General features: G+C 60.8%; 25 protein-coding genes. 22 read left to right on the top strand and 3 right to left on the bottom strand.

From position 1 onward, the window contains the following. Window positions 1-101 precede the first annotated feature (101 nt). The 18 genes from AAFH99_RS15065 (at window position 102) to AAFH99_RS14980 (ending at window position 19,224) form a co-directional block, all read left to right on the top strand. Complete coding sequence (locus AAFH99_RS15065) at window positions 102-722, top strand: terminase small subunit (protein ID WP_406828126.1); 621 nt, start codon at window positions 102-104, stop codon at window positions 720-722. After that, complete coding sequence (locus AAFH99_RS15060) at window positions 691-2,634, top strand: phage terminase large subunit family protein (protein ID WP_406828125.1); 1,944 nt, start codon at window positions 691-693, stop codon at window positions 2,632-2,634. The genes AAFH99_RS15065 and AAFH99_RS15060 overlap by 32 nt, the downstream gene beginning before the upstream one ends. A 9-nt stretch (window positions 2,635-2,643) precedes the next feature. Then, entirely contained in the window at window positions 2,644-3,180 is a 537-nt protein-coding gene (locus AAFH99_RS15055) for a hypothetical protein (RefSeq protein ID WP_406828124.1), read from the top strand. 9 nt (window positions 3,181-3,189) lie between these two features. Continuing rightward, complete coding sequence (locus tag AAFH99_RS15050) at window positions 3,190-4,818, top strand: phage portal protein (RefSeq protein ID WP_406828123.1); 1,629 nt, start codon at window positions 3,190-3,192, stop codon at window positions 4,816-4,818. Continuing rightward, window positions 4,808-6,832 (top strand): phage major capsid protein, encoded by a 2,025-nt coding sequence (locus AAFH99_RS15045; protein ID WP_406828122.1) that lies wholly within the window; start codon window positions 4,808-4,810, stop codon window positions 6,830-6,832. The genes AAFH99_RS15050 and AAFH99_RS15045 overlap by 11 nt, the downstream gene beginning before the upstream one ends. 94 nt (window positions 6,833-6,926) lie before the next feature. Next, window positions 6,927-7,331, top strand: a complete 405-nt coding sequence (locus tag AAFH99_RS15040; protein ID WP_406828121.1) for a hypothetical protein — start codon at window positions 6,927-6,929, stop codon at window positions 7,329-7,331. 3 nt (window positions 7,332-7,334) lie between these two features. Further along, the gene (locus tag AAFH99_RS15035; RefSeq protein WP_406828120.1) at window positions 7,335-7,613 is read left to right on the top strand and encodes a hypothetical protein; all 279 of its coding nucleotides are present in this window, start codon (window positions 7,335-7,337) and stop codon (window positions 7,611-7,613) included. Continuing rightward, window positions 7,614-8,045, top strand: coding sequence for a hypothetical protein (locus tag AAFH99_RS15030; protein ID WP_406828119.1), 432 nt, complete (start codon window positions 7,614-7,616; stop codon window positions 8,043-8,045). Between the two features lie 4 nt (window positions 8,046-8,049). Beyond that, window positions 8,050-8,178, top strand: a complete 129-nt coding sequence (locus AAFH99_RS15025) for a hypothetical protein (protein WP_406828118.1) — start codon at window positions 8,050-8,052, stop codon at window positions 8,176-8,178. Next, a complete protein-coding gene (locus AAFH99_RS15020) occupies window positions 8,162-9,085 on the top strand; it encodes a hypothetical protein (RefSeq protein ID WP_406828117.1) in 924 nt (307 codons plus the stop codon). Before AAFH99_RS15025 ends, AAFH99_RS15020 begins: the two co-directional genes overlap by 17 nt. Window positions 9,086-9,135: 50 nt before the next feature. Beyond that, window positions 9,136-9,600 (top strand): hypothetical protein, encoded by a 465-nt coding sequence (locus AAFH99_RS15015; protein ID WP_406828116.1) that lies wholly within the window; start codon window positions 9,136-9,138, stop codon window positions 9,598-9,600. An 8-nt stretch (window positions 9,601-9,608) separates the two neighbouring features. Beyond that, on the top strand, window positions 9,609-9,791 hold the full coding sequence (locus tag AAFH99_RS15010) for a hypothetical protein (RefSeq protein WP_406828115.1): 183 nt from the start codon (window positions 9,609-9,611) through the stop codon (window positions 9,789-9,791). Between the two features lie 24 nt (window positions 9,792-9,815). Next, the gene (locus tag AAFH99_RS15005; protein ID WP_406828114.1) at window positions 9,816-11,834 is read left to right on the top strand and encodes a hypothetical protein; all 2,019 of its coding nucleotides are present in this window, start codon (window positions 9,816-9,818) and stop codon (window positions 11,832-11,834) included. Between the two features lie 4 nt (window positions 11,835-11,838). Beyond that, window positions 11,839-12,228: a hypothetical protein gene (locus AAFH99_RS15000; protein ID WP_406828113.1), complete on the top strand. Its 390-nt coding sequence runs from the start codon at window positions 11,839-11,841 to the stop codon at window positions 12,226-12,228. Window positions 12,229-12,239: 11 nt separating this feature from the next. Further along, on the top strand, window positions 12,240-17,855 hold the full coding sequence (locus AAFH99_RS14995; protein ID WP_406828112.1) for a hypothetical protein: 5,616 nt from the start codon (window positions 12,240-12,242) through the stop codon (window positions 17,853-17,855). 97 nt (window positions 17,856-17,952) lie between these two features. Continuing rightward, window positions 17,953-18,357: a hypothetical protein gene (locus tag AAFH99_RS14990; RefSeq protein ID WP_406828111.1), complete on the top strand. Its 405-nt coding sequence runs from the start codon at window positions 17,953-17,955 to the stop codon at window positions 18,355-18,357. A gap of 40 nt (window positions 18,358-18,397) precedes the next feature. Further along, window positions 18,398-18,880: an acyloxyacyl hydrolase gene (locus tag AAFH99_RS14985; RefSeq protein ID WP_406828110.1), complete on the top strand. Its 483-nt coding sequence runs from the start codon at window positions 18,398-18,400 to the stop codon at window positions 18,878-18,880. A gap of 143 nt (window positions 18,881-19,023) precedes the next feature. Beyond that, on the top strand, window positions 19,024-19,224 hold the full coding sequence (locus tag AAFH99_RS14980; protein ID WP_406828109.1) for a hypothetical protein: 201 nt from the start codon (window positions 19,024-19,026) through the stop codon (window positions 19,222-19,224). On the opposite strand, the gene AAFH99_RS14975 is transcribed toward AAFH99_RS14980, so the two are convergent. From AAFH99_RS14975 to AAFH99_RS14965, 3 genes are all read right to left on the bottom strand, one after another. Beyond that, window positions 19,221-19,877 carry an SOS response-associated peptidase family protein gene (locus AAFH99_RS14975; protein WP_406828108.1) on the bottom strand — a complete coding sequence of 219 codons (657 nt, stop codon included), beginning with the start codon at window positions 19,875-19,877 and terminating at the stop codon, window positions 19,221-19,223. The genes AAFH99_RS14980 and AAFH99_RS14975 overlap by 4 nt on opposite strands. Before the next feature lie 339 nt (window positions 19,878-20,216). Then, window positions 20,217-21,425, bottom strand: coding sequence for an FAD-dependent oxidoreductase (locus tag AAFH99_RS14970; RefSeq protein ID WP_406828107.1), 1,209 nt, complete (start codon window positions 21,423-21,425; stop codon window positions 20,217-20,219). Continuing rightward, window positions 21,409-22,101, bottom strand: coding sequence for a glycerophosphodiester phosphodiesterase family protein (locus AAFH99_RS14965; protein WP_043318914.1), 693 nt, complete (start codon window positions 22,099-22,101; stop codon window positions 21,409-21,411). Before AAFH99_RS14965 ends, AAFH99_RS14970 begins: the two co-directional genes overlap by 17 nt. 251 nt (window positions 22,102-22,352) lie before the next feature. Between AAFH99_RS14965 and motA the strand changes: the two genes are divergently transcribed. Genes motA through AAFH99_RS14945 form a run of 4 tightly spaced genes read left to right on the top strand, consistent with a single transcriptional unit; the run spans window position 22,353 to window position 26,732 of the window. Continuing rightward, window positions 22,353-23,216: a flagellar motor stator protein MotA gene (gene motA, locus AAFH99_RS14960; RefSeq protein WP_043318911.1), complete on the top strand. Its 864-nt coding sequence runs from the start codon at window positions 22,353-22,355 to the stop codon at window positions 23,214-23,216. Then, window positions 23,213-24,085, top strand: a complete 873-nt coding sequence (gene motB / locus AAFH99_RS14955) for a flagellar motor protein MotB (protein ID WP_406828106.1) — start codon at window positions 23,213-23,215, stop codon at window positions 24,083-24,085. The genes motA and motB overlap by 4 nt, the downstream gene beginning before the upstream one ends. Continuing rightward, a complete protein-coding gene (gene cheA, locus AAFH99_RS14950; protein WP_406828105.1) occupies window positions 24,085-26,238 on the top strand; it encodes a chemotaxis protein CheA in 2,154 nt (717 codons plus the stop codon). The genes motB and cheA overlap by 1 nt, the downstream gene beginning before the upstream one ends. After that, on the top strand, window positions 26,235-26,732 hold the full coding sequence (locus tag AAFH99_RS14945) for a chemotaxis protein CheW (protein WP_043318909.1): 498 nt from the start codon (window positions 26,235-26,237) through the stop codon (window positions 26,730-26,732). Before cheA ends, AAFH99_RS14945 begins: the two co-directional genes overlap by 4 nt. Window positions 26,733-26,737: the final 5 nt, after the last annotated feature.

Below are 26,737 nucleotides of genomic sequence, written 5' to 3'. Positions count from 1 at the left end.
CCGGGGTGTGTCGCATACGGGTCCGCAGCTGCGCGGGGTTTCGCTATTTATGAGGCGTTTTTTGGGGTGTTTGTTGTTGGTCATTGAGGGGAGGGGAGTGAATGGCCGAGAGCAAGCAAAAACCCCGAAAAAAACAGAGTAAAAATGCAGCAGCCAGCGCCGAGAAAAAAGCCGCGAATACCAAACAAACGGCCACCAGCGAGGTGCGCGACTGTTTGCTAAACCAGCGGCAGATGTGCGAGAGCCTGAGCGTCACCCCGCCGGGGTTTGCGCGCTGGGGTGTGGAGCCCGCCCTACGGGTGGGGAACCGGGCCTATTACAGCGTGCGCGACGTGGTGGACAACCGCGTGGAGGCGGCGCTGGAGAAACAGCGCCTGGAGCGACCGGGCCCGCTGGAGGGGAGCGACCTAAACCCGGTGGCCGAGCAGGCGCGCCTGGCGAAAGAGAAGGCCGACGCCCAGGCCTTGAAAAATTCCGTTACCCGCGGCGAGCTGATCCCGGCCGAGGCCATGGGGCTGGTTATCTCAAAGGTTGCCACCGAAATGGCGGCGGCACTGGATGCCCTGCCAGGGCAGATAAAGCGCATCGAGCCGGGGCTATCGGCCACCAGCCTGGACAAAATCAAGCGCGAAATAGTCCGCGCGCAGAATGCGGCCGCCGAGGTGGACCGCTACCTGGACGAATTTGTCGATGTTATCAGCACTGCAGACGAAGGCGATTAAGCAAGAACTGCGCGCCGCGCTGCGCGTGTTGAAACGGCCCGAGCCGTTGCCGATGGCCGAATGGGCCGACAAATATTTTTACCTGTCCGCCGAATCCAGTTACACCCAGGGCCGGTGGAAAACCGAGCCATTCCAGCTGCCGATCCTCAACGCGATGGGCAATGACGACATTGTCGAGGTCAACTGGAAAAAATCGGCGCGGGTGGGGTACACCAAGTGTATCACCGTGGCCCTGGCGTACTACGCCGAACACAAGCAGCGTAACCAGATGCTGTGGCAGCCTACCGACGCGGCCGCCGAAGATTTTATGAAGCAGCACGCGGAGCCGACCATCCGCGACGTGCCGCCACTGTTCAAGCTGGCGCCCTGGTACGGGCGCAAGCACCGCGACAACACCGTCAACTACAAGCGTTTTTCCAATAGCCGCCAGTGGTTTATCCGCGGCGGTAAGTCCGCGAAAAACTACCGCGAGAAATCGGTGGACGTGGTGTATTACGACGAGCTTTCGAGCTTCGACGCCGACATTGAAAAAGAAGGTCCGCCCACGGTCATTGGCGACAAGCGTATCGAGGGCAGCGCCTTCCCGAAATCCATACGCGGCAGCACGCCCAAGCTGAAAGGCGAGTGCCAGCTATCCAAAGCCGCGGACGAGGCCGACGAATTTTTTTACCGCTGGGTGCCCTGCCCACACTGCGGCGAGCACCAGGTGCTGGAGTGGGGCGGCCCCGACGTGCCCTACGGCATCAAGTGGGACAGCGAGGAAACCGTGCTGCAGGCGTATTACGTGTGCAAGCACCACGGCTGCGTGATTGAGCAGCGCGACCTGGCCGCCATGGACGCCGCCGGCGAGTATCGCAGCCAGTCCGGCATGGTCACCCGCGACGGCCTGAGCTTCTACCGCGACGGCGAACAGGTGGACCCGCCGCTGTCGGTGAGCTTCCACATTTGGGCCGCCTACTCCCCCTGGACCACCTGGGGGCGGATTGCCCGCGACTTCCTGCGCGCAAAGGGCGACCCTATCAAGCTGAAAGGCTGGGTAAACACCACCCTCGGCGAGGAGTGGGAGGAGGCCGGCGAGCGCGTGGAGGCGCATCACCTGTATATGCGACGCGAACACTACCCCGCACAAATCCCGCAAAGTGCCAGCGTCATTGTCGCCGGCGTGGACGTACAGGACGACCGCATCGAGTGCAGCGCCTGGGCCTTTGGTGGCGAGCGCGGCACCGAGTCCTGGCTAGTCGAGCACGAAATATTTTACGGCGACCCGGGCCGCTGGGAACTGTGGCAACGGCTCACCGACTGGCGGCTAAAGACGTTTGACCACCAGAGCGGTGCGCGCCTGCGTATTGCTGCCACCGCCATCGACACCGGCGGCCACTTCACCGACATGGTGTACAAGTACGCCAAGGAAAACGAGGCGCAGCGGGTCTACGCCATCAAGGGCAGCAGCCAGCCCGGCGCGCCCCTGGTGGGCCGCCCGAGCAAAAACAACAAGGGCAACGTCAACCTGTTTTCCATTGGCACCGACACCGCCAAGGAAATGATTTTGGGCCGGCTGCAGATTAACGAGCCGGGCGCCGGCTATGTGCACTTTCCGGTTGAAATCGACCGCGAATACTGCGAACAGATGACCGCCGAAAAGCGCGTGCCCGTACGTCGCGGTGGCCGCACCGTGCACACCTTTAAGCAGATGCGACCGCGCAACGAGGCCCTGGACTGCTACGTCTACGCCCTCGCCGCGCTGGAAATCCTAAACCCGGATTTTGTCGCCCTGTCGCGCCGGCTGCTGCCGGCGGAACCGGAGCCTGTTGAAAACCCCAACGCCCTGCACTATCCGCAGGAGCCGGAGCCAACCAAGCCGCGCCCGCGCCGCCGCCGCAACCGCGCGCGCAAGGTGGGTGGCATTAGGTAACAAGACACCATGACCGAACCCCGTAAATTTATCGCCGGCGATTCCGTGCGCTGGAGCCGCAGCCTGCCGGATTACCCACCGGCCGACGGCTGGGCGCTGGAATACAAATTGGTGTCCCTGGGGCAATCCCACACCATCGCCACCACCGGTGCCGGCACTGAGTACCAGGTAAGCCTGGCCAGTGCCGATACCGAAAGTTGGGCCGCGGGTGACTACCACCTGGTGCCCATGGTGAGCAAAGACACCGACCGGCACAGCCTGGACCCGATCCGCGTAGTGGTGAAACCCAACCCCGCCAGTGCCAGCTACGACCCGCGCAACTTTGACGAAAAAGTCCTGGCCGAGCTGGAAAGTTTGCTGCAGAAAAAGGCCACCGCGGATAAACAAACCGTAACCGTTGAGGGCCAGACCGTCGGCCGCTACACCTGGGCGGAGCTGCAGGCGGCAGAAAAATATTTCCGCGGCCGGGTCAACCGCCAGCGCCGCCTGGAGCGCGAAAAGCGCACCGGGCGCAAATCCAACCGCGTGCTGGCGCGGGTTAAATAAGGGCAGCCCATGAAATTGTTAGATCGACTTACCGGCCGCGCCGCTTTGCAAACCCAGGTCACCCAGCTGGAGAACAAACTGGACCAGGTGGGCCGCCAGGCGCGCAATATGCGCGGCGCCCTGCGCAGTGCGGCCCATTTCAAGGGTGCGGAAAAAAGCCGCCTAGCCGAGGGCTGGACCACCACCCCGGTGCCCATTAACCAGCAGCTGCAGCAGGAGCTGCACACCATGGTGGCGCGCAGCCGGCACCTGGCCAAAAACGACCCTTATTTTCGCCGCTTCCTGGGCCTGGCAAAAAACAATGTAATCGGCCACGCCGGTTTCAAGTTCGCCGCCAATATCAAAAAGATCAATGGCGAGGACCCGGACAAACGCGCAAACAGCGCAGTGGAAAAAGCCTGGCGGCAGGCCTGCAAAAAAGGCGTGCTGGACTATCGCGGCCGCCTGAGTCTGCAGGCCATGTGCGGGCTGATGCTCAACAGCCTTTTGCGCGACGGCGAAGTGCTGGCGCTGAAAATCCGCAGCCGCAAAATCAAGCCGTTTGGTTTTGCCATCCAGTTGCTGGACCCGCTGCTGCTGCAGCTATCCAGCGACCAGGTGCCCGGCCGCATGGGGCACAAAATCACCCTGGGGGTTGAGTTCGACCGCGAAGGCCGCCGCGTAGCCTACTGGCTGTACAGTACCGACACCACCCACGACGATTATTACACCCTGCACGGGCGAGGATATATCCGCATCCCCGCCCACCGCATCATCCACGAATTTCTGGACGAATACGTGGACCAGGCCCGCGGCTTCCCCCTCGGCAGCGCCGCCGCCGCGCGCCACCATATGCTGGACAAATACGAGGACGCCGAGCTTTCGGGTGCCGTGATTAGCGCCAGCACCATGGGGATTATTGAGCGCAACGAGGAGGACGTGGGTTTTACCGGCGAAAACGAGCCGGGGTACGACGACGAATACGAGGACGACGAGCCGTTTTACATGGAAGTGGAGGGCGGGACCTTTCAGGAAATCCCCTACGGCGCCAAGCTGAACACCTGGGACCCGCAGCACCCAAACCAGGCATTTAAAGACTTTGTAAAGGGCATTTTGCGCGGCATCGCCGCCGCCTTGGGTGTGTCTTATTTCAGCCTCGCCAACGACCTGGAGGGCGTTAACTTTTCTTCGGGCCGCCTGGGCGCGCTGGAAGACCGCGAAGTCTGGAAGGGCCTGCAGGGCTGGTTTATCGACAACCTGCTGCGGCCCATATTCGATGAGTGGTTAAGTCAGGCCCTACTGATGGGCGCGGTGCGCTTTAAAAGCGGCACCCCATTAAATCCCGGTGACCTAGCCCGCTACGCCGAGGGTGCCACGTTCAGCGGCCGCCGCTGGGCCTGGGTGGACCCGCAAAAGGAAATCACCGCACACGAAAAAGCCGTGGCCCTGCGGGTATCCAGCCGCAGCGAAATTATCCGCGAGCGTGGACGCGACCCGGAGGAGGTATGGGACGAGATTCAGCGCGAGGACGAGGAGCTGCGCCGCCGCGGTATCAACCCCGCCAGCGCGCTGGACAAAGCCCTAGAGAAAACCAGCAAGCCCCCGGCGGGCGACGACACCGACGACGAGGACCAGGAGCAGCCGCAAGATGATACTTAACGAAACGGACGAGCTAGTCCGCCAGATCAACGAGAAAGGGTCGCAACGTGCGGCCCTTTTTTATGCCCGCCCGAAAGGTGGCACCCGCGCCGAAGCAGACGACGAAGCCGGCCCCATCGACCTGGACGCCCGCACCGTGGAAATGGCCTTCGCCAGTGAAACCGAAAAGGTCGAACGCTGGTTCGGCATCGAGGTGCTGGTGTGTACACCCGAGGCCGTGGACCTGTCGCTGCTGAACAACCGCGCCCCGGTGCTGGAGATGCACAACTGGCACCAGCAGGTGGGCGTGGTGGACGAGGCCCGTGTGGACCCGGACCACATCGCCCGCGCCGTAACCCGCTACAGCCGCAGCCAGCGCGGCGAAGAAATCCTACAGGACATTGCCGACGGTATCCGCGGCAAGGTCAGCGTGGGTTACCGCGTGCTGGAAATGAAACTGGTCGAGGAGCGCGAGGACGGCCCCGACGTTTACCACATCACCAAGTGGCAACCCTTTGAAATTTCCATTGTGTCGGTGCCCGCCGACGACGCCGTGGGCGTCGGCCGCAGCGCGGCCACCAGGGACCCGGCACACCCCCCCCCAGAATCCGACAGCAACGCCGGAGGCGAGGGCCGCAGCGCGGACCCCGTTGTCAGCGATTCGCCCGCAACCCCTGAACCCGTAACACCCGAACCCGAAACCCGAGAGGCCATTGTTATGACCGAACAAGAAAAGCAAGCCGCAGCGAAAGCCGCGCGACAGCAGGGCAGCGCCGACGAATCCCAGCGCGTTGCTGACATTCTCGACACCGCCGAAGCGTACAACGCCGACCCGGAACTGGTGCGCACCATGCTGCGCGACACCAGCAAAACCAAGCACGACCTGGCGGAAGCCCTGTTGAGCGCACGCGCGGAGGAGCGCGGCACCCAGGCGGAAGGCCCGGAAATTGGCATGAGCGACAAAGAGGTACGCCAGTTCAGTTTCCTAAAAATGTTCCGCGCCATGGCGTTCCCCGAGAGCACCCAATTCCGCAAAGAGGCGGCCTTTGAATTCGAGTGCTCGCTGGCAGCTGCCGACAAACACAAAGGCGAGCGCAAGGGCGACCAGATGATCCCGCACGACGTGCTGGTGGCCGGCCGCGCCATGGATGCAGGCACCCTGCGCGCCGCTGGCTTCAATACCCGCGCGTTGTCCGCCACCCTGGCCGACACCGGCAACGCCCTGGTGGGCACCCAGCACCTGGCCGCCAGCTTTATTGACCTGCTGCGCAACCGCATGGTGCTGGCGGGCCTGGGCGCCATGACCCTAACCGGCCTCAACGGTAACCTGGCGATCCCGCGCCAGGTGGGCGGCGCTTCTATGTACTGGCTGGACCCGGAAAACAACGATATTCCAGCCGAGGGCCTGCCCAGCTTTGACCAGGTGGCGCTGACCCCGAAAAACGCCGCCGCCTTTACCGAGCTGACCCGTCAGCTGTTGCTGCAGTCCAGCCCGGACGCTGAAAACCTGGTGCGCATGGACCTGGCCAAGCAGATGGCCCTGGGCCTGGACAAGGCGGCCCTGTACGGCACCGGCATCGACGGCCAGCCCCGCGGCATTATCAATATGACCGGCATCAACACCGTGGACTTTGCCGGCGTCAATCCGACATTTGCCGAAGTGGTGCAGATGGAAACCGAGGTGGCGCTGGACAACGCCGACGAAGGCAATGCGGCCTACGCTATGGGCGCGGGCCTGCGCGGTTACTTCAAAACCACCGAGAAATTCACCGGCAGCAACGGCGCCACCATTTGGGAGCCGGGCAACCAGGTCAACGGCTACGGCGCGGTGGTTTCCAACCAGGTGGAGGCCGCCGACCTGCTGTTCGGTAACTTCTCCGACGTGATTATCGGCATGTGGGGCGGCCTGGATATGCTGGTCAACCCCTACAGCGGCGACAAGGCCGGCACCGTGCGCATCACCGCGCACCAGTCCTGCGATACCGCCGGCCGTCACCCGGAAAGTTTCTGCCACGGCAAGCAGTTCACCCCGTAAGCCGCGCCGCCTAGTGCGGTAACCCAGCAAAGGCCCGCCATTGTGCGGGCCTTTGTTTTTCCCCTTTTTTACATTTCACGCCGAGGACAAATCCATGGCCGAGAAGCAAGAAGAAATCAACGAGATCACCGTTACCCGCAGCACCAAAGTCAAAGGCAAATTTGTCGAGCGCGGCCGCGTGCTCGCAGTGGGCGCTGACCTGGACAAAAACGACGCGCGTTTTCTGCTGCGCAACGGCAAGGCGCTGCCGGGCAAGCAAACCCGCATCGCCGAGGCGCACGCCGCGGAAAAAAAAAGCGCTGAACTAGCGCGCGCTGAAACCAGTGCGGGCGCCGGCAATGTGGCCGAGCTGGAAAAACAGCTGGACGAAGCCGACGCGCAGCTGGAAGCCGCCGAGGACCGTGCCGCCGCCGCCGAAGCCCGCGCACTGGAAGCGGAAAAGCGTGCGGCCGAGGCCGAAAAAGCGCTGGCCGCTGCCAACAAGAAAGGCAGCAAGTAACCCATGGCCGGGCACTACGCCGAGCTGATCGACCCGGACCTGCCCGGCTATGTGGAGGCCGCCGCGCCCGGTGGCACCCTAGCCGGCATTTTTACCAATGCCTGGCAGGAGGCGGCGGGGCAGGGGGGCACTGTGCCGGTGCTGACCTGTGACGCCACCGATGCCACCGCCGTGGGCGCTATGGCCGACGCGCTTGTCACCATCGACGGGCACGACTTTGTGATCCGCGAGGCGCAACCGCGCAACGGTGGCGGCGTGTCGCTGGTATTGGAGGAGCAATAAGTGGCCCACGTATCCCACCAGCTGCTGGACGCCATCACCACCGCGGTGACCGGCCTGCCCACTACCGGCGACCGGGTGCGCCAGTCGCGGTTGTATGCCCACGGCCGCGGCCCCGCGTTGAATATTCGCCTGGGCGAGCGGCGCAATACCGCCACCCTGGGCAATGCCCTGGTGAATGCCGAGCAGGACATTTTTATCGACATTGCCGTGGCCGGCACCGCCGAGAGTATCGACGACCAGCTGTTGCAGATTGAATCCGAAATTCACCAGGCGCTGATGGCGGATTACAGCCTGGGCCTGCCGTTTGTGCTGGACCTGAACCCGCAAGGGTTGAGCGAGCCGGACCTGGAGCAGGCGGAAAAACCCAAGGCCGTGGCCACCAGCGCCTGGCGCTATGTGATCCGCCACCGCCTGACCGACCTGGAGAGCTGACGCCATGCCGAAAACTTCAGCCAAGCGCAACACCCTGATCCTGAAACCCCGCAAGGGCGGATGCACCGAAAAGCCCGCCCCGGCAAAACCCAAGCAAGTGAAAGAGGCCAACACCGATGGCAAAGCTGGTTAAACGCGAACTGATCCTGGCGGCCATCGAGGCCACCTATAACACCGACGCCACACCCACCGGCGCCGACGCGGTGCTGGTGGAAAATGTGGGCTGGAGCTACGCCGGCGCGCGCATGGTCGAGCGCCCGGTGATTAAACCCACCCTCGGGCAGTTTCAGCAGGTATTTGCCGGCACCCTGATGGAAATCACCTGCGACGCCGAGCTGAAAGGCAGCGGCAGCGCGGGCGACGCGCCGGAAATCGACGCGCTGCTGCGCGCCTGCGGCCTGGCATCGATCGTTACCGCCGGCACCAGCGTGGAGTACGCGCCGGCGAGCAGCGCGCACGAATCCGCCACCGTGTATTTCCACGAGGACGGCAGCCTGTACAAACTCACCGGCGCCCGCGGCACCGTGGCGCTGAACTTGGGAACCGGCAACAAGGGCATGGCCAGCTTTACCCTCACCGGCCACGTCACCGGCCCCATTGACGCGCCTCTGCCCACTGCCAGCTACGACGCCAGCGTGCCGCCGCCGGTAATCGGCGCGCCGTTTAGTGTCGGCGGTTACGCCGCGGTAATCAGCACCCTGGGCCTGGACCTGGGCAACACCGTGAGCACCCCGCCGAGCATGAGCGCCGCCGACGGTTACAGCGAGATCATTATCAGCGACCGCGACGTGACCGGCAGCTTCGACCCCGAGGCCACCCTGGTGGCCACCGAGGACTGGCACGGCGACTGGAAAAGCGGCGCCACCAAGGCCATCACCACCGGCGCCATTGGCAGCACAGCGGGCAACCGTTACCAGCTGGACATTGCCCAGGCGTATTACCGCGAGCTGGCGCCAGGCGACCGCGAGGGCGTGCGCACCTACGACATCACCTACGGCGCCGCCGGCGACGACAGCGCTTTTACCCTCACTTTCACCTGATTCTCGGGCCGCACCGCGGCCCCTGGCTTTCCTCAACAAGCGAGCAACCAATGGCACTAAGACTAAACCCCGGCCTGGCCCCCATGTGGTACACGCCGAGCGACACCGACCCCGACGACGCCGCGCCGGCGGGATTTCTGCTGGCACCGCTGACCGAGGTGCAGACCATGGAAATTATGGCGGACGGCACCATCGACGCCGCCGGCAATTTCTACCCCAACCACGGCGCGCGGGTGAAGATGCTCACCTGGGGCCTGAAAGACTGGCGCAACGTGGAGGACGCCAACGGCGTGCCGGTGGACTACAAGCCCGGCGACTGGCAACAGCTGCCGTGGAACCTGATGGGCGAGCTGGCGAATCAGATCATGATCCGCAGCGCCCTGCGCGAGGACGAAAGAAAAAACTCGCCATCGCAATCGTCGTCGCCCGCGAACCCGGAGCCTTCGATTGCGGCAGCTGCAAGTGGGGCAGACACTGCGACGACTCCAACCCCGCACCCATCCCAAAATTCGTGATCCCCGGGGTGCTGGAATCCCGCACCTGTTTCAAACCCATGGTGACAGAGCGCAGCGCCACCCTGCTGCGCATGCACCAGCACTACCGCGCCGGCCACCTGTTCCGCGCCGGCGGGGTAGGCGACCAGCCCGCGTACTACCTGGACGCCATGGCCACCATTGACGCCCTGGCCGCCGAAACCGACAGCTAAACCCCGAACCAGCCCGAGGACCCCATGGCCGACAATTACAAATTTGTCATTACCGGCAGCGATAAAACCCGCGCCATGTTCAAAAGCCTCAAGGCCAACCTGGGCGCGGTGCGCGGTGCACTCAACAGCACCCAGGTGAAAGTGGCGGGCCTCGCCGGTGTGGCGGGCCTGGGCGCGCTGGTGAAATCCAGCCTCAACACCCAGGACGCGCTCGCTAAAACCGCCGACCGCCTCGGCCTCACCACCCGGGAGCTGGCCGCCTACCAGCACCAGGCCAACCTCACCGGCAGCAGCAACGAGGGCATGAACAAGGCCCTGGAACTGATGAACCGGAATCTGGGCGACGCCGAGCGCGGCACCGGCGAGGCCAAGGACGCCCTGGCGGATCTGGGCCTGACCGCAGCGCAACTGAATCAAATGCCCACCGCCGCGCGCTTCGAGCTGCTGGTGGACCGCTTGGGTCAGGTGAGTGACCGCACGAAACAAGCAAGCCTGGCAGCGGACCTATTTGGGCGATCCGGCACCGACTTAATCAATATGATCGACGCCGGTGCCGCGGGCCTGGCGCAGGCGAAAACCGAGGTGGATGCCTACGGCGTGGCGCTTACCCGGGTGGATGCTGCCAAGCTGGAGGCCGCCAACGACGCCATGTTTCGCGTGGGACAGATTGGCCAGGGCCTGGGCAACCAGCTGACCGTGCACCTGGCGCCGATTATCGAGGAGGTGGCCACCCAGTTTGCCCACGCCGCGCAACAGGGCGGCGGTATGGGCGCAGTGGTAGAAAAAGCCTTTAAAAAAGGCGTCTCCGTGGTGGGCGTATTCGCCGATGGCATCCACGGGGTGAAAATTCTGTTTCAGGGATTGCTGACCCTGGGACAGGGGCTGCTTGCCGCGCTCACCACCGGCTTTGCCGCGGTGGTGGAAAACGTGATGGCACTTTCTAACGGCATTGTGGACGGCCTGTTCTGGCCGATCCGCAAGGTGATGGAACTGCTGGCCCCGTTTTCCGACACCGTGGCGCAATCGCTGGCGGACGTGAATACCCTGGTGGACGGCCTGAAATTCAAGGCGCCCCAGGGTATGCGCGACTTCGCCGAGGCCCAGCGCCAGGCGTTTGCCGAATCCAAGGAGCAGCTGCACGCGCTGCTGATGACCGAGCTGCCCAGCGACGTGTTGAAAGGCAAGGTGGACCAGATTCTGGCCGCGGCCGACGTGCGCGCCCAGGAAATTGCCGCCAAGGCCCAGCAGAACGCCGGCCTGGCGCGCGCCGCCAACGACGAGGGCGGCGGCAACGGCGCCGATGGCCTCAGTGACCAGGAGCGCGAACAGCTGGCCGCCAAGCTGGAAACCCTCAAATTGTCCTGGCTCACCGAGCTGGAGCAGCTGCAGGTGAAGCAGGACCAGGAAATGGCCCTACTGGACGAAGCGCACGCGGAAAAGCTAATCAAGCACGACGAGTACGAGCGCAGCCTCACCGCGCTGGAGGCCAAGCACGCCAAAGAGCGCGAGAAGTTCGAGGACAAGAGCAGCAAGAACCGCGTGGCCTCGGTGTTCGGCGCCTTCCAGCAGATGCTGGGGGTATCGGACGCGAGCAGCAAAAAGCTGTTCAAAATCCAGAAGGGCCTGGCGCTGGCCAAGGCGGTGGCGACCCTGCCGAGTGCGGTCATCGAATCGTTTAACAATTCCGGCGGCTACCCCTGGGGCATTCCCGCGGCCGCGGCCATGGCGGCCACGGGCGCGGCGCAGATTGCGCAGATCAAGAGCGCCAATTTTTCCGGCGGCGGTGCCGGCGGGGTGCCGAGCATTGGCGGCGGCACCGCTACCGCGGCGGCGCCCAGCGGTGGCGCCAACCTCGCCGGCATCAATCAGTTTGCCGGCAATAGCGCGGCGGCCCCCGGCAGCCAGGTGAATATCACCATCGCCGGTGACCTGGTGGGCGACAACGCGCAGACCATCGCCGACAAACTCACCACCTTAATTGCCGAGCAGGACCTGGTGATTATTCCCAGCGGCAGCCGGCAGGCCCAGGAGTTAACGGGGTAAGTCTATGTATATCGAATTTGTCCCCACCCGCCTGGTGACCGGCGGCAACGGCAAGCTGCACGCGGACCTGCAGCAGTACGACGTGGACGACAAGCCCGAGGGCAAAGAGCACACCGCGTTAAGCGGCTTCCGCGAAACCACAGCCTACCGCCTGGAGCGGCTATCAATTTGCCGCACGGTGCCGCTGAAATTGTCGGACGCCGAGCTGGCGGCGTGGCGCGAGTTCGCCGCCAGCTGCGCCTTTGGCGAGTACTTCACGTTCGACGCGCTGGGCACCGAGGCTGCACCCGACGACCCGCAAACCGTGCAGCTCAAATTTAAAAGTTTTAAGGAAAAGCGCCTACCCGGGCGCTTTTTTGAATTCAGTTTCACCACCCTGCAGGTGGTTGCCTAGAGCCTGTTTAGATGCGCAACAACTCCGAAACCTTCGACCTGTACAACACCAGCCCCCAGCGCGCGCTGCGCCTGGTAGTGGTGATTGAATTTCCGACCCCGGTGTACCTGGCGAGCCACGGCGATATTCCCGGCCTGCCCGGCGGCGCATTGGGTGGCGTGCTGGCCAAGGTCAGCAGTACCAGCCAGCGCTTGATACCCGAGCAGGGCCGCGCGGAAATTGGCGCAATCAATTTTGAGCTGGTGGACGTGGGCGGCGTATTCACCGACACCCTGCGCAACCAGTTGCAGGCGGGCAACGGCATCAAGGGCCGCACCGTGCGCCTGTACCAGGGCGGTGCGGGCATGGACTGGGCCGACTTCCGACTGGAGCAAACCCAAGTGGCGGAGGAAAGCCTGGGCTACGACCACGGCCGCTACCGCGTGCGCTGCCGGGATATTCAGCGGGAAATGCGCAAAGACATTTTTGTGCCGCGCAGCACCCGCCTGGCCGCAGACTTCCCCAAGGGCGCCGGCACCCTGAGTGTGTACAGCACCGCGGATTTTGAACCCTGCCCGCACACCGCGAGCTTTGGTGACGCGCCCGGGCAGACGGTGTATTACCTTAAAATCAAATACCAGAATGGCTGGGAAGTGGTGCGCGCTACCGGAAAAACCGGCAGCACCTTCACCGGCGTCACCCGTGGCCTGTTCGGCACCGTGGAATACGACCACACCGTGCCTACGGAAAATGACGACGACAAGGGCATCGAGGTCGAGGAATTTATTTACCTGGAGCTGCCTGCGCCCGCGCTCGCCTATGCGTTGCTCACCGGCAAGATTCTAGGCACCAGCGACCTGCTGCCGGCCAACTGGCACCTGGGCATCGACCCCTCGCTGGTGGTGGCGGATGAGTTCGAGAATATCGGTACCGACTGGTACAAGCCCGGCGACTATACCAAGGGCGTGATTCTGCGATTTGATGGGCTGGCCAAAACCGACGGCAAAAAATTTATCGAGCAGGAAATAAACCTGCTGATGGGCGCTTATATGCCGGTGAATGCCGCCGGCCAGCTGGGCTACCGCCGCATGACCGGCGTGCTAGCGGACGCTGGCACCGTGGCAACCATTACCGCCGATGACGTGTTAAGCCTGGGCGAGCTGCAGCAGGACCTGGCGGCGCTTCGCAATATCTTTTCCATTCAATGGGCCTGGTACGAGGCGCCGGGATTCGACGGGCGTTTTCTGCGCTCCAATGTGCTGGCAGACGCCGACAGCATCGCCCACCACGGTGAGAGCAAGCCCCAGGCGCTGAAATTCCGCGGCCTGCACAACAGCCGCCACACCTTCACCACGTTAAAAAACCGCTTCGATGCCCTACGCGACCGCTTTGCCGGGCCACCCCTGCGCCTGCGTTTGTCGCTGCTGCCGAGCAATAACGATATTGAAGTGGGCGACGTGGTGCGAGTGACCCTGCCGCAGGTGCGCGACTACACCAGCAGCGGCACCCTGGACCGCGCCATGGAGGTGCAGCGGGTGAGCGTGGACCAGGTGAGCGGTGGCGTGCAGGTGGAACTGTTCGGCTCCACCCAAAAGGCCGCGCCGATTGCCGACGAGGCCGCGAGCACCAACGCCGAGTTGCCGGACGGCTGGTACTCGGCCGAAGGCACCGCCATGGCCGCCGCGGGCCTCACCATCGACGGCAGCGGGTTTTTAACCGCCGACGGCACCCTGGACGGCGCCGCCAGCAGCCGCACCATTTACTATTACTTGGGCGACCTGACCATCCCCGCTGGGCGCACGCTCACAGTGACCGATAACGTCGAGCTGCGGGTGATGGGAGTACTGCAGGTGGATGGCACACTGCGCGGCGCGCCGAGTAACAGCGGTGCGGGCTTTCTCGGCTCCTGCCGCGGCGGCGTCGGCCGAGCGGTGGGCAAGATTGGACCCACCGGCTGGGTGGACACCCGCGGCGAGGTGGTAACTGGGCGCAATGCGGTTATGCCCACGCTCACCATCGACAATGACGGCGGCGAGCTGGTGGGTATTCCCAGCGACTTGCGCGGCAGCGGCGGCGCCCGCGGTGGCCATTCTTACCACTACCTGCGTGGCGACAACAGCTGGGAGCCGGCGGGCTTTGGTGGTATTGGCGGCCAGGGTGGCGCTGGGGTTGCTGTAGTCGCGCGCGGTATTGCCTTGGGTGTGTCGGGCAAGATCAACACCAGTGGCGGCAACGGCCTGCCCGGTAACGATAACGGCCCGCAGTATTCCGTGCCCGCCGGCAGCGGCGGTGGTGGCGCTCCCGGCGGCGTGCTGCTGATTATCGACGGCCACCAGAACCCGCAGCCGGTGCTCACCAACAGCAAGCTGGTGGCCTGCTATGGCGACAGCCCCAGCGGCCCCGGCAATGCCGGCAGCGGTGGCACCTGCCTGGGCGTGAATGCGGCGCGGGTGTACACGGTACCGAAAAGCCGCACCCCGTACCCCAACTACACCCAGGACCAGGCGGACGACCCGCTGGTGCTACAGGCCATTGACGACGCCGCGCAGGCGGCGCAGGACGCGGCCGCCGCACAGAGCGATGCCACCAGCGCCCTGGCCAAGCTGGACGACATAGGCGCCGACGGTAAGCTGCACCCCAGCGAAAAGCTGCGCGCGCAACTGGAGTACAGCCGGCTGATTGCCGAGCAGGCGGGCATCGAGGCCAGTGCCACGGTGTTTTCCATTACTACGGAAAAAACCGCCTACAGCAACGCGGTGGCCGCGCTCACCAGTTACCTGGGCGGCCTTAGCCCCAACTGGAACGACACCAGCGCCACCACCACCATTAGCCGCACCCTGTGGAATAGCAACTGGCAGGCGGTGTATGACGCGCGCCAGGCGCTGCTTAACGAAATTTCCGCAGAGACCAGTCACCGGGCAACCTGGGCGGAGATTATCGGCAGCGGTAAACCTGAGGACGGTGCCACCAGAAATCTGCTGGCCTATGACCCCGTTACCAAAAAGCTGACCGATACCGGCGCGGATATTCTGACGGTGGAGACTCTGCTGGCCAGCCAGCGCCGCGGTGAGCGGACTATAGGGGGCGGATTCTTTGAGGCGTTTACGCAGGCGGATAGTGCCGACGATTGGTTTATCACTGCGGGGGTGGACGACTACAACTGCAGCACGTCAACAAGCGCTATCGCCGGCGGGTATGCGCTAAAAGCACAGGGCTTTAACTGGCTGCACTACGGCGAAAAAATTCCCTTTGATCGCTCAAAACTCTACCGGATGGAGGTCAGGGTGTGGCGCGCGGCCTCGAACGAGGGGACGTTTTACGCGGGCCTGGATGGATATGATTTCGAGGGAAACGCGCTCAATAAAAACGGCGACGCGGGCTACTCTTCACAGCATTACGTGCTGGCACAAGGGAACAGTGCCTCGGGGTGGCAAACTTATGTCACCTATATCAAGGGGACAACCTCTGCGGGGCAGCCTGGCAGCTTCTCGACCGCCAGCGGGACGGAGGGCGGGAAAACAAATAACCCGATCACGAACCCCGGCAAACTGGTGAGCGGTGTTTGCTATATCGCGCCGATGCTGATTTGCGGATACAACGGCGGCGCGAACTCAACCACGGTCGACTATATCCGGATCGATGTCATCGACGAGGATACGCTTAACGAAAAATTCGATAACAAGATCGACGAAAAGCGCCCGGACAGTGATTACAAAAACAGTAACGTCACCAAGGGCACCGTGGGTCTGGCGAACGTCGAAAATAAAAGCTCGGCGGTTATTCGTAGCGAGATCACCCAGTCGAACATCGAGCCATGGGCACCGCGCCGGGATCTGAGCAATTTGCTGACCGGCGGCCTGTCGTTTATCGATGGCCGCGCAAATTCCCGTATTGGCGCGCTGCGCCCGGACTCCGCGTACAAAAACAGCAATACCACGCCGGCGAACCTGGGATTCAGCCGCACCGCAAAACAGATCGAGGCCAACGCCCTGTTTGCGGCGAACTGTGTGCACCGGAAGGATCTGCGAGACACCCCTCAGGGCGTGCCGACAAACTCCTCCTATTCCGCCACCACGCTGGGGTGGACGTTTGACTGCGGCACATCGGGTGACGGCTGGATTCACTGTTTTGTAGCCGACGCCGAGGGGGGGATTTATATCGGGCTGAACGGTGTCGAGCTTGGGCCGATGCACCGCAGCGACATGGGGCTGCCGGATGGTGCCAACCATCCGGGGTGGTTCACCTTTCCGTGCACCGTGGCTGCCGGCACCAACACCGTAAAGGTCTGGGCCAACACTACCGATGGCGCGTCGCTGTACGGCGTGGTGGTGACCCTTGGCGGCACCGGTGATCCGACGGCTTTGCTGGATTCAAAGCTGACGGGCGTCGGTCTCGGGGTTATCCGCAACGGCTCAAGCTGGACAAATCAGGCCGACTCCGGGTCGGATGGTGAAATTTATATTCACGGTTTCGATGAAGCGGGCAACCCGGTCGACGGACCCGGCTTTGTGGTGATCGATGGCAAGCGCCGGGAGGTGCCGCAGCAGTCGCTGAACCCCGGCTCGATGGTGGCAAACCACGGGGTAAAAAATGGCTTTATTGTCATGAAGCGCAGCGGCTCCACCTGGTCCACTACCGGCGGCACCGATGTGCTGGTGGTGGGTCACTGGCTGCGGGGCGATTTTTATATCGATTGGTACAACAGCGGCAATCTGTCCGACAAGGTAACGCCGACAGACGATTATTTTATTGTTGGTGAAATTGCCATGGCCGCCACGGAAGACGTGGAAGCGGTGGCAATGTACCGGGAGCCTAAACCGCTGCTGGGCACCAGCCGGATGGTGAGCGGCTTGAATCATTACGGGCGCGCCATCGATCAGCGCACCATTCCGCAGATCAACAGCTCGGCCCAGTCGGGCACCTCGCAGTCGGCGCTTTCCGCTATCGATAACGGATCCACCGCAAAAATCGATATTTCCGCGCATAGCGTGCAGTACGGGTTCGGGTCGGTGAGTTATTCCAGCGGCTCGGTTTCCGGGTTGTCGTTCAGTACCCGGTACTACATCTACTGCGACGACGAAGGCTATGTGGGCGGCTCGGTCACCTATGTGGCCAGCACCAACAAGTTGGCGCCGGTGTCCGGCACGCACCGCCGCTACCTGGGTAGCATTACCACGCCCAGCAATGGCGGCAGTAGCAGTGGTGGCCAGCTGCCCGGCGAGTGGTGTGTGGTGGGCAATATGTATCTGGCGCCGTACTTCCGAGCCCGCGATGCCTATATGGGCGACTACGTGGATGCCTGGGACGAGGGGCACAGTGAAACCTTCGCTAGCCATATCGAGGCCATTGTGCCGGTGGACAAGGTGGATTGCGTGCGCCTGGTCACCGAGAGCTGCGCCGCGGTGCAGGTTTCCATGGAGACCCCCATCACGCTGCACGACGGGCGCAGTGTGCGTGCCCAGCACGCCATCGGCGGTCGGGTGGCGGTGGTGCACGGCGATAGCCCGGCGATCACCTGGGAAAAAATCATCAAGGTGAAGCCGCTCGGCGAGCGCCGGGTGTATCGCATCAGCGTCGGGGGTATCAGTTACGCCGCCGGCGAGGATCCGCAGCACCGGGTCATTACCCACAACGCCTACAAGCCGTAGGCGCACTTTCTTTACAACCAAGCAACCAACCCACACCGCCGCGGCCAGGGAGCTGTCGGCCGCGGTGTTCTATTGCCTCAAGGAAAGCGAGCGAGATATGACCGTGAGCGAATTGACTTATACCCCGGCCACCGAGCTGGTAACCGGCCTGGAGCCGGGCCAGGTGGCGTTTGTGATAGATAACGGCGCCTATGCAGGCCAGCTGATCCGCATTCAGATTACCCGCGCCGACGTGGACACCGACGCCGACGGCGTGGTGGACCAGGTAAACCTCAAGGTTTCCGGTGCGGTGATTGACGACCAGAACCAGGTGCAGGCCACCGGCGGCGGCGAACCCATGGTGACCCCGGGCAAGGTGGACAGTATCGCCACCAGCGCACTGGCCGAGGGCACCGAGAGCGTGGCCGCGGTGAAGGCGCGCATTACCGACGAGTGTGTGCACCGCATGGTGCGCCTGGCGGCGGCGATGCAGGCGTGGGAGTCGATCCCCAGCGCCGGCTAAACACCAACCCAACCCGAAAATAACCGAGAGAGAAAAACCTATGCCGAAATTTAAATGGAGCTGGACCAAGGGCGCGGTGGCGCTGTTCCTGGTGATTTTACTGTGCGCGCTGGTGGCCGAGCGCGCCGACGCCCGCCCGGTGGTGAGCCTGGGGCACACCGCGCTTAACAGCCACAACACCGTGGGGGAAATCGGCTGGCAGTTCGGCGCCGCCCACCAGTGGGAAGTGGCCGCCACCGCCATAGGCCAGGGCCACACCGACCGCGGCCCCATCGACCGCAACTGGGTGTATTCAATCAGCCGGCGGGTACAGCCGGGGTGGTCGATCCTGGGGGCAGAAAATTACTACCGCCTGGGCGTGGCCTACGTGGACGGCTCGCCGCTGGTCGGGGATATAAATTACCGCCTGGGGGTGGGGCTGCACTGGGGAGTGGTAGCGCTGGAGTATTTTCACTATTCCAGCGCTGGGATAAATGACCCCAACACCGGGGTGGATGGCCTGCAGCTGCGGGTGCCGTTTTAAGCCAATAATTTCCTGATTAGTTTGATGGGCGCAGTTCGGTGACTATCCATGCTACGTCAATACTGTATAAATGTACAGTATTCCGTTAAATTTACTTCTACGCCGCCAAAGAGCGGAGAGTCAACCAACAAAGGAGTAATGGGATGGGACAGGTTGAAGTAGTTGAGTGTGCTGAAGAGGTGCGAGAAGTGCGGCAGTTCAGTGATGGATTGTTATGGGCATTACAGTGTCCTAAACCTGGTCCGCGCAAGTTGATGATTCAGGCGCTGGCCGGAGAAGTAAATGCACGCCTTGGGGCTGTGATTCATCGCCTAGAGGAGCTGGACAGCGAAAAGAGTAATTAACTACCTGCTACCGGAAATTTTTCCCCAGAGTACTCAGTAGATGTAGCGCGGACCACAGGCTGTACCATGAGTGGTTCGCCGCCGTGCTCAAGATCAGGGTGTAAATAGGGCTCGAATGGATCCGTATTTTCGCCTCCAGATAACCATGTCTCGATAAAACGCTGGTTCTGTGGAGCGATCATCGGAAACGACTTTTCGTGATAGACCTTGGTGGCGGGGTGAGCATCCAAAGTGATAATACTGCAGCTCACTACATCGCCCCACGTCTTGTAAAGGCCACAAAAAAAGAATGGAGTATGTTCACCAAAACTGAACTCGACGGGATTTTTGCCGTGCTGACTTTCTACCCAAGCGGTGGCAGGTATCAGGCAGCGAGACTTCCTGTACTCTGGCCGCTGCCCTAGCTTTTTCCAATTACTATTGATTGACCAGTACTTTTTATGAGGCTTCCAGTGGTCTCCCTCCCTCTGTAGATATAAGTGCCAAATGGCATTTTCCAGTTCGGGCTCTCCGTGCCGCCCTGTCACAATACTTACCCGAGTAGTCGGACGCCGCCGGCGCCCGAAGATCATATTCTGGGGGTGGCGGACTCCAATTTCTTCTACAAACCTCTCGATTCCCGCGTGGTCATCCACGTCAAATAAACTGCACATCCGTTGCTTTCTCCTGGGTACTCTTGAATAAAATAATCCAAGTTACTGTGCCAAGGCTGGTACATCCTTGTTTGTCGTTATCTAACCCATTGAAAAATAATGATTTATTTGTTTGTCGCTCCAATCCATCAACGGTGCGGTACAAAAGCGGTGCGATACTGGTGTGGCACTACCGGATGTGGGGCGGGAGCTAGGATTGGGCTTCCCGGCAGGCGTGGAAACCGGAGTGTTGGCAGGTGCGGCGTCGGACATAAACAGCAGATCAGGCGGAAAAACTGCCCGCAGTATAACAGGGGTGGACCCAACCCTGCGCGTCGAGCGCAAGGTTAAGCCGATGACTTACAGATTGCGCTCTTTCGCACCTTCCTGATTGCTCTCTGTCGAGGTTGCGGTTTCCTGTGGCCAGGGGCGGCGGGCTTCCAGTTGTGGCCTGAGCTTTTTTACCACACTGCGCGCGGTGGCCCGGTAGCTGGTGAGTTTGCCACCGGCGACCGCCACGATACGTGGTAACTTATCGTTGTCGCAGCAGATCATGGTCTCGCGGCTGCGCGAGAACGGATTGTTGTTGGCGTGGGGCAACACCCGCAACCCGGCAAAGCTGTCACTCAGTTCGCTCAATTGCAGGGGGCGCGTCTCCGGGAAGTACTGCTTAAGAGTGCGCAGCAGATAGGCTTTTTCTTCCAGGGTGGGCGCCACTTCGGAGGGGTCGCCGTGGTAGCTGCGCTCGGTGGTTCCCACCAGAGTCTCTCCCTGCCAGGGCATGACAAATACCGCCCGTCCATCTTCCGCTTCCACATAGAAGATCTTGTTGGCCAGTTTTAACGGCACCTGGATATGAGTACCGGCAACCAGTTCTAGCGGTGGCAGCTTCGCGCCGGGGGAGCATTTGCTGTTGGTGTCGTCGATCCAGGGGCCGGTACAGTTCACCAGTGCCCGGCAGTGGAGGGTATTCAATTGCCCCTGATGAAAATAGTCTGCGCGCACAAAGCGTTCCGTTACCTCTGCGCCTACCAGGCTACCCGGGCAGATCAGTTCTGCTCCACCGCGCACCGCGGTGCGGATGACTTCCTGGGTAAGGGCGGCGTCGTCGGTTTGTGCGTCAAAGTAGCGGTAGACGGCAATCAGGTCATCGCTGTTCAGACCGCACAGGGCTTCATAATCGTGAATATCGATTTTGCGAAAGCGAGACTGTGAGGAAAACAGCCCCGCCAGCAGTGCGTACAGGCTGAGTCCCAGACGAATTTTCCAGGGGGCGCGGCGGCTGTGGCGGTACACCGGAATCAGGAATGGCACCATATGGACCAGATCCGGTTTGTGGGAGAGCAGCCAGCGCCGCTCTTTGAGGCATTCCCGCACCAGAGAAAGCTGTCCGCTTTCCAGATAGCGCAATCCGCCATGAATCAGCTTAGAGGAGCGCGACGAGGTGCCGTAAGCAACCGCCTCCTGTTCCAGAATCGCAACCCGGTAGCCCGCTGCAGTCAGTGCCTCGGCTACCCCGGCGCCCTGGATACCCGCGCCAACAACAAGAACATCATATTCCGTAGACATTGCTTGCCTCTCGCGAGCGCATTAACAGTGGCAGATTGCCGGTAAGTATGTGGTGGGCACCCCTATGACGCCAGTGCACGGCGCCCTGAGTGGTGTTGATCTCGTGAACCACCCACTGCCAGGGCCCGGGCGGCAGCTCCTGGCAGTCTACGGTTGCCTGATCAATCAACAGGTAGTCCGGGGCCAGCGTTACTACATCTGCAGAAAGGCAGCGCGCCACATTCGGTACCCGCAGCGCTACCAGATCGAACCCCATATTCCGGGCCAGGCGCAGGCTGCGCAGGTCGGAAGTAAGCAGCACAAAGTTGTCCGTGGAGCCCGGGATTTCCTCCAGCAGGCGTTGAATGGCGACTTCCGCCGGGGTCAGCGCCAGGGTTTCCGGGCTCAACTCCACAAACCATTCAAGATGGCGATGACGACCGGCCCAGTCCACCAGCTGCTGGAAATTACTCAGTGGCAGTGTCCGCAGGTCCTTGTCTTTCAGTCTGCGTAGTGGCGCAGAAATCGCCGCCTGCGGAATCTCAAGGCCATCCCCCGCACAGCACCATGGTGTCTGATCTTTACTGAACTGTACTTCCGTGGCAATTGCGCAGGCGCCAAGACCATGCGCCGCCTCAAAGGCCGCCAGGGTGTTTTCCGGGTGGTGAATTTTGTCGCCTAAATGCGCGATCAGCATGATTGGGTGCTTCCGGGGGTAGGGTTATTTGAATGATTCCTTTCGAGCATCCTGTAGGGGCGGCAACAGCGTCTGTGTGCCGAGAAAAGGATTCTTACCTAATGAAAATAGTTCGTGCACAGCGCCTTGCAACATGCGGGCGGCAACTATGGCGTCCGTAACCTGAGAAGAGATTTTCCTCCCGGTCACTCAAGGATGGCGGACAAATGCCGATAGGCTTCTCATAAGGTTTGAGAGGCAGGGGAATTGAGGTGCTGATATTCATAGGATTCATCGTCGTTATTGTCTCGGTATTCGGCGGTTTTGCGATGTCTGGTGGGCACCTGGGTCCTTTGTTCCAGCCGATGGAGTTTTTGATTATCGGTGGTGCGGCACTGGGCTCTTTCATCGCTTCAAATAATGGGAAGGCGATTCGTAGCACGGTGCGTAGCCTTTCGCGCCTGAAACGCTCGGCCAAATATGACAAGTCGATTTATATGGACCTGATGGCATTGCAGTACAGGCTGCTGTGGAAGATGCGGCGAGACGGCGCTATAGGCATCGAGAAGGACATTGAAGCGCCAGAAGACAGCGAAATATTCAGTGAGTTTCCCCGCGTTACCAGGGATCCCATGATCATGAGTTTCACAACGGACTACTTACGGTTGATGGTGAGTGGGAGCATGGATCCACTGGAACTGGATGAGCTCATGACCCACGAAATCGAGGCGTTCGAACATGAGGCCCGAGTGCCGGCTGATGCTCTTCTCAAGGTGGGGGATGCACTACCGGCCTTCGGTATCGTGGCGGCTGTTCTGGGAGTGGTTAAAGCGCTGGCGTCAGCCGATGCCGCAGCAGGTGAGATTGGCCTCATGGTTGCGCATGCGTTGGTTGGAACCTTTGTGGGCATCCTTCTGGCCTACGGATTCGTCAATCCCCTGGCCAGTCGTATTGAGCGGCAGGTCCAGGAGGCGGTGAAAGTACTCCAGTGTGTGCGGGTAACTCTGCTCGCAAATCTGAACGGATATGCCCCGCAGCTGGCTGTGGAATTTGGCCGAAAAACACTGGATACCAGTGATCGCCCAACATTTGGTGAGCTGGAAGACCATGTTCGTCCATCGCTCTCTACCGCATGAGTAGTCTGGCAAAAGGTGAGCGCCGCATTGTTGTCCGGCGGCCACGCAAGGCTCATCACAGTCATCACGGTGGCGCCTGGAAAATCGCTCTGGCCGATCTGATGACTGCACTGATGGCGCTATTTCTGGTGATGTGGATTGTGTCCAACGCATCGCCGCAAGAGCTACAGGGGCTGGCTGAGTATTTCCGCACGCCACTTGCGGTGGCTCTGAGCAACGGCGATCGAAAAAGCGCGAGCACAAGCGTTATCCCTGGTGGCGGTACAGATCCCGCGCACGTAAACGGTGAGCGCGCGCGGGTGGACCTGCGCAGTCAACGCTTGCCGGAAGACGTGCGCCGTACATTGATGGATCTGCGTTTCCGCATTGAAAGCGTTATTCAACGGGATTCAGAGCTGTGGGAGCTGCGCGATCAGGTGCGATTCGAAATGACACCGGAGGGGCTTCGTATCCAGATGATTGATACGGAGCAGCGCTCCATGTTCCAGATTGGCAGCGATCAGCTGGAGCCGCATATGCGCAAGTTGATTCGAGCAATTGCTCCATTGCTGAATGAATTACCAAATGTCGTGAGTATCAGTGGGCATACCGATAGCCTCAGTTATGCCGCAGGTGATACTGGGTACAGCAATTGGGAGCTATCCGCGGACCGAGCCAACGCCAGTCGCCGTGAACTGGTTGCCGGAGGACTGAATAGTAACAAGATGTTGCGGGTTATCGGCATGGGGGACAGAAATCCCATTCCTGGTAGTCATCCGGGGGACGCCGTCAATCGACGGATCAGCCTGCTCGTTTTGAGCGCGGAAGCAGCATTGCGCATTCGCGCGGGTGGAAGGGCCGAACCGCTGCACGCCCTGCAGGAGCGATGATGGATATTACTGATTTTTACGATACGTTTTTTGAAGAAGCGGGCGAACTGCTCGCAGAGATGGAGCAGCATTTACTTGATCTGGATCTGGGCTCTCCAGACCCAGAGCAGCTGAACGCGATATTTCGAGCGGCACACTCCATCAAGGGCGGGGCCGGCACTTTCGGCTTTGAAGCCCTGCAGCGCACTACTCATCTGCTCGAAAATCTTCTTGACCATGCGCGCTGTGGGCAGCTCACCTTGCGCCGCGATCTCATCGACGTATTTCTGGAAACCAAAGATATGTTAAATGACCAGCTGGATGCCTATCGACAGAATGTCGAACCAGACCCCGAGGCTCTGGAATACATCTGTCAGGTGTTGCGGCAGCTTGCGTTGGAAGAAATTGGTGAAGATGTTGACGGTAATGGAAGTACTTCGAACACAAATACAATCTCTGAAGTGCATGCCAAAGAGCCACCCAGAGTGGATGATAAAGTCGAACCACAAGAGGCGACGGCTTCCAGGCGGTATCAGATTACTCTGCTAAAGGTCGCGGAGAAAGATCGACGTTTACTGATCGAAGAGCTTGCGCACCTGGGGCGGGTGGAGAGCGAGTCTGGAGATGAATACCGCTATGAAGTAGCACTTGCGTCTTCGCTCAGCAGTGACGATATCGAAGCGGTGCTGTGTTTTATAACCGAGCCAGATCAACTTGAAATAACCTCCTTGACTGCGGCTGCACCTGAAATAAAGAGCCAACCGTCTGCATTGGACTCGCGTGGTCAGGCGTTGGCAAAGACAGACGAGAAAAAATCAGAGGACTCTGTATCACCGTCGGTAGTAACCCGCAAGTCGGAACCCAAGACGAAGAGCAGCGGCGAGAGTGCATCAATACGGGTGCCAGTGGCGAAAGTGGATCAGATTATCAATCTGGTCGGTGAGCTGGTTATTACCCAGTCGATGCTCGATCAAGTGGTAGACGACTCCGGAAGTGCACGCGATGGAAAACTGAGCAGTGGACTCAGTCTGTTGTCCCGCACCGCACGGGATCTGCAGGAAGCGGTGATGTCGGTACGAATGGTACCGATGGACTATGTGTTCAGCCGCTTTCCACGTCTGGTACGCGATCTGGCGGGAAAATTGGGTAAAGACATTGAGTTGATCACCGAGGGAAAATCCACCGAACTGGATAAAGGGCTGACCGAGCGTATTATCGATCCACTCACGCATCTGGTGCGAAACAGTCTGGACCATGGCATTGAGTTGCCCGAGGTGCGACAAGCCGCTGGTAAATCACGCACCGGAAATCTTCTGCTCTCAGCGCAACATCAGGGCGGCAATATTCTGATTGAAGTCAGTGACGATGGTGCCGGCCTGAATCGCGAAAAGATTCTTGCCAAAGCGGCTGCCAATGGAATTGCCGTTACTGAAAATATGAGCGATGAAGACGTCTGGCAGCTGATTTTTGCTCCGGGATTTTCCACAGCTGCAGAAGTGAGTGATGTTTCCGGGCGCGGGGTCGGTATGGATGTGGTAAAGCGCAATATCGAGGCTATGGGCGGCCATGTGGAGATCGAGTCGCGACCCGGCAACGGTACCACCACCCGTATCGTATTACCGCTGACACTGGCGATCCTTGACGGAATGTCTGTACGTGTAGCCCGTGAGACATTCGTTCTACCAGTGAGCGGTGTGGTCGAGTCATTGCAACCACGTAGCGAAGATCTGTATCCCATGGCAGGCGAAGACCTTCTACTGAAAGTGCGCGATGACTATTTGCCGCTACTTTCTGTGCATGCGGCACTGGATGTTGTCGGTGCTGAAACCGATCCTACAAAGGCAATTGCTGTGATAGTGCACGGCCAGGGACGCCGCTATGCATTACTGGTGGACGAGTTGATTGGACAGCAGCAAGTGGTTGTAAAGAATCTGGAAACCAACTATCGCAAGGTGCCTGGTGTATCTGCGGCGACCATTCTGGGAGATGGCAGTGTTTCGCTCATCCTGGACATCGCAGACCTGCATCGCCTACATCAGAGTAAAAAATCCGAGGGGGCGTTCCAGCCTGCAGGCCGGTGCTCTAGCGAGTCCGGGAAAACGACTTCCAACCGATCCGCCACCGTTAAGCCGGCCCGGCGGACAGTATCTAGTGTAGAGGGAGAAAACGCATGAGTTTTGTTGGCGCAGCCGAGAAGGCATCCGCAGCACTGGCCAGAGATCGGGAATTTCTGGTGTTTTCCTTGGGTGAGGAGGAATACGCTATCGATATCCTGAAAGTGCAGGAGATTCGCGGTTATGACAATGTTACCCGTATTGCCAATGCGCCGGACTTCATCAAAGGTGTTTCGAATTTGCGCGGCGTTATCGTACCGATTGTTGACCTGCGCATAAAATTCCGTCTTTCAGATGCGGTATACGACGATCAGACCGTAGTGATTGTGGTGAATATCGCCGGTCGTGTAGTGGGAATTGTGGTAGACCGGGTATCCGATGTCATGACTTTGAGTGATGAACAGATCAAACCTGCTCCAGAATTTGGCGTAAGTCTACCACTGGACTACATCAGTGGGCTGGGTAACCTGGAGAATCGAATGTTGGTTTTGGTAGATATCGAAAAGCTGCTGACCAGTCGCGAAATGGCGCTGGTCGCCGAAGCCGGAGAGTAACCATC

This window comes from Microbulbifer sp. ARAS458-1, assembly GCF_045348205.1.
Classification (GTDB): domain Bacteria; phylum Pseudomonadota; class Gammaproteobacteria; order Pseudomonadales; family Cellvibrionaceae; genus Microbulbifer.
Note: the sequence above shows the minus strand (reverse complement) of the source record. Positions and strands in the feature narration are given on the sequence as shown.

Coding starts and splice junctions, on each gene's coding strand:
- AAFH99_RS15065 (WP_406828126.1), top strand. CDS start 102: ATGGCCGAGAGCAAGCAAAAACCCCGAAAAAAACAGAGTAAAAATGCA.
- AAFH99_RS15060 (WP_406828125.1), top strand. CDS start 691: ATGTTATCAGCACTGCAGACGAAGGCGATTAAGCAAGAACTGCGCGCC.
- AAFH99_RS15055 (WP_406828124.1), top strand. CDS start 2,644: ATGACCGAACCCCGTAAATTTATCGCCGGCGATTCCGTGCGCTGGAGC.
- AAFH99_RS15050 (WP_406828123.1), top strand. CDS start 3,190: ATGAAATTGTTAGATCGACTTACCGGCCGCGCCGCTTTGCAAACCCAG.
- AAFH99_RS15045 (WP_406828122.1), top strand. CDS start 4,808: ATGATACTTAACGAAACGGACGAGCTAGTCCGCCAGATCAACGAGAAA.
- AAFH99_RS15040 (WP_406828121.1), top strand. CDS start 6,927: ATGGCCGAGAAGCAAGAAGAAATCAACGAGATCACCGTTACCCGCAGC.
- AAFH99_RS15035 (WP_406828120.1), top strand. CDS start 7,335: ATGGCCGGGCACTACGCCGAGCTGATCGACCCGGACCTGCCCGGCTAT.
- AAFH99_RS15025 (WP_406828118.1), top strand. CDS start 8,050: ATGCCGAAAACTTCAGCCAAGCGCAACACCCTGATCCTGAAACCCCGC.
- AAFH99_RS15020 (WP_406828117.1), top strand. CDS start 8,162: ATGGCAAAGCTGGTTAAACGCGAACTGATCCTGGCGGCCATCGAGGCC.
- AAFH99_RS15015 (WP_406828116.1), top strand. CDS start 9,136: ATGGCACTAAGACTAAACCCCGGCCTGGCCCCCATGTGGTACACGCCG.
- AAFH99_RS15005 (WP_406828114.1), top strand. CDS start 9,816: ATGGCCGACAATTACAAATTTGTCATTACCGGCAGCGATAAAACCCGC.
- AAFH99_RS15000 (WP_406828113.1), top strand. CDS start 11,839: ATGTATATCGAATTTGTCCCCACCCGCCTGGTGACCGGCGGCAACGGC.
- AAFH99_RS14995 (WP_406828112.1), top strand. CDS start 12,240: ATGCGCAACAACTCCGAAACCTTCGACCTGTACAACACCAGCCCCCAG.
- AAFH99_RS14990 (WP_406828111.1), top strand. CDS start 17,953: ATGACCGTGAGCGAATTGACTTATACCCCGGCCACCGAGCTGGTAACC.
- AAFH99_RS14985 (WP_406828110.1), top strand. CDS start 18,398: ATGCCGAAATTTAAATGGAGCTGGACCAAGGGCGCGGTGGCGCTGTTC.
- AAFH99_RS14980 (WP_406828109.1), top strand. CDS start 19,024: ATGGGACAGGTTGAAGTAGTTGAGTGTGCTGAAGAGGTGCGAGAAGTG.
- AAFH99_RS14975 (WP_406828108.1), bottom strand. CDS start 19,877: ATGTGCAGTTTATTTGACGTGGATGACCACGCGGGAATCGAGAGGTTT.
- AAFH99_RS14970 (WP_406828107.1), bottom strand. CDS start 21,425: ATGTCTACGGAATATGATGTTCTTGTTGTTGGCGCGGGTATCCAGGGC.
- AAFH99_RS14965 (WP_043318914.1), bottom strand. CDS start 22,101: ATGCTGATCGCGCATTTAGGCGACAAAATTCACCACCCGGAAAACACC.
- motB (WP_406828106.1), top strand. CDS start 23,213: ATGAGTAGTCTGGCAAAAGGTGAGCGCCGCATTGTTGTCCGGCGGCCA.
- cheA (WP_406828105.1), top strand. CDS start 24,085: ATGGATATTACTGATTTTTACGATACGTTTTTTGAAGAAGCGGGCGAA.
- AAFH99_RS14945 (WP_043318909.1), top strand. CDS start 26,235: ATGAGTTTTGTTGGCGCAGCCGAGAAGGCATCCGCAGCACTGGCCAGA.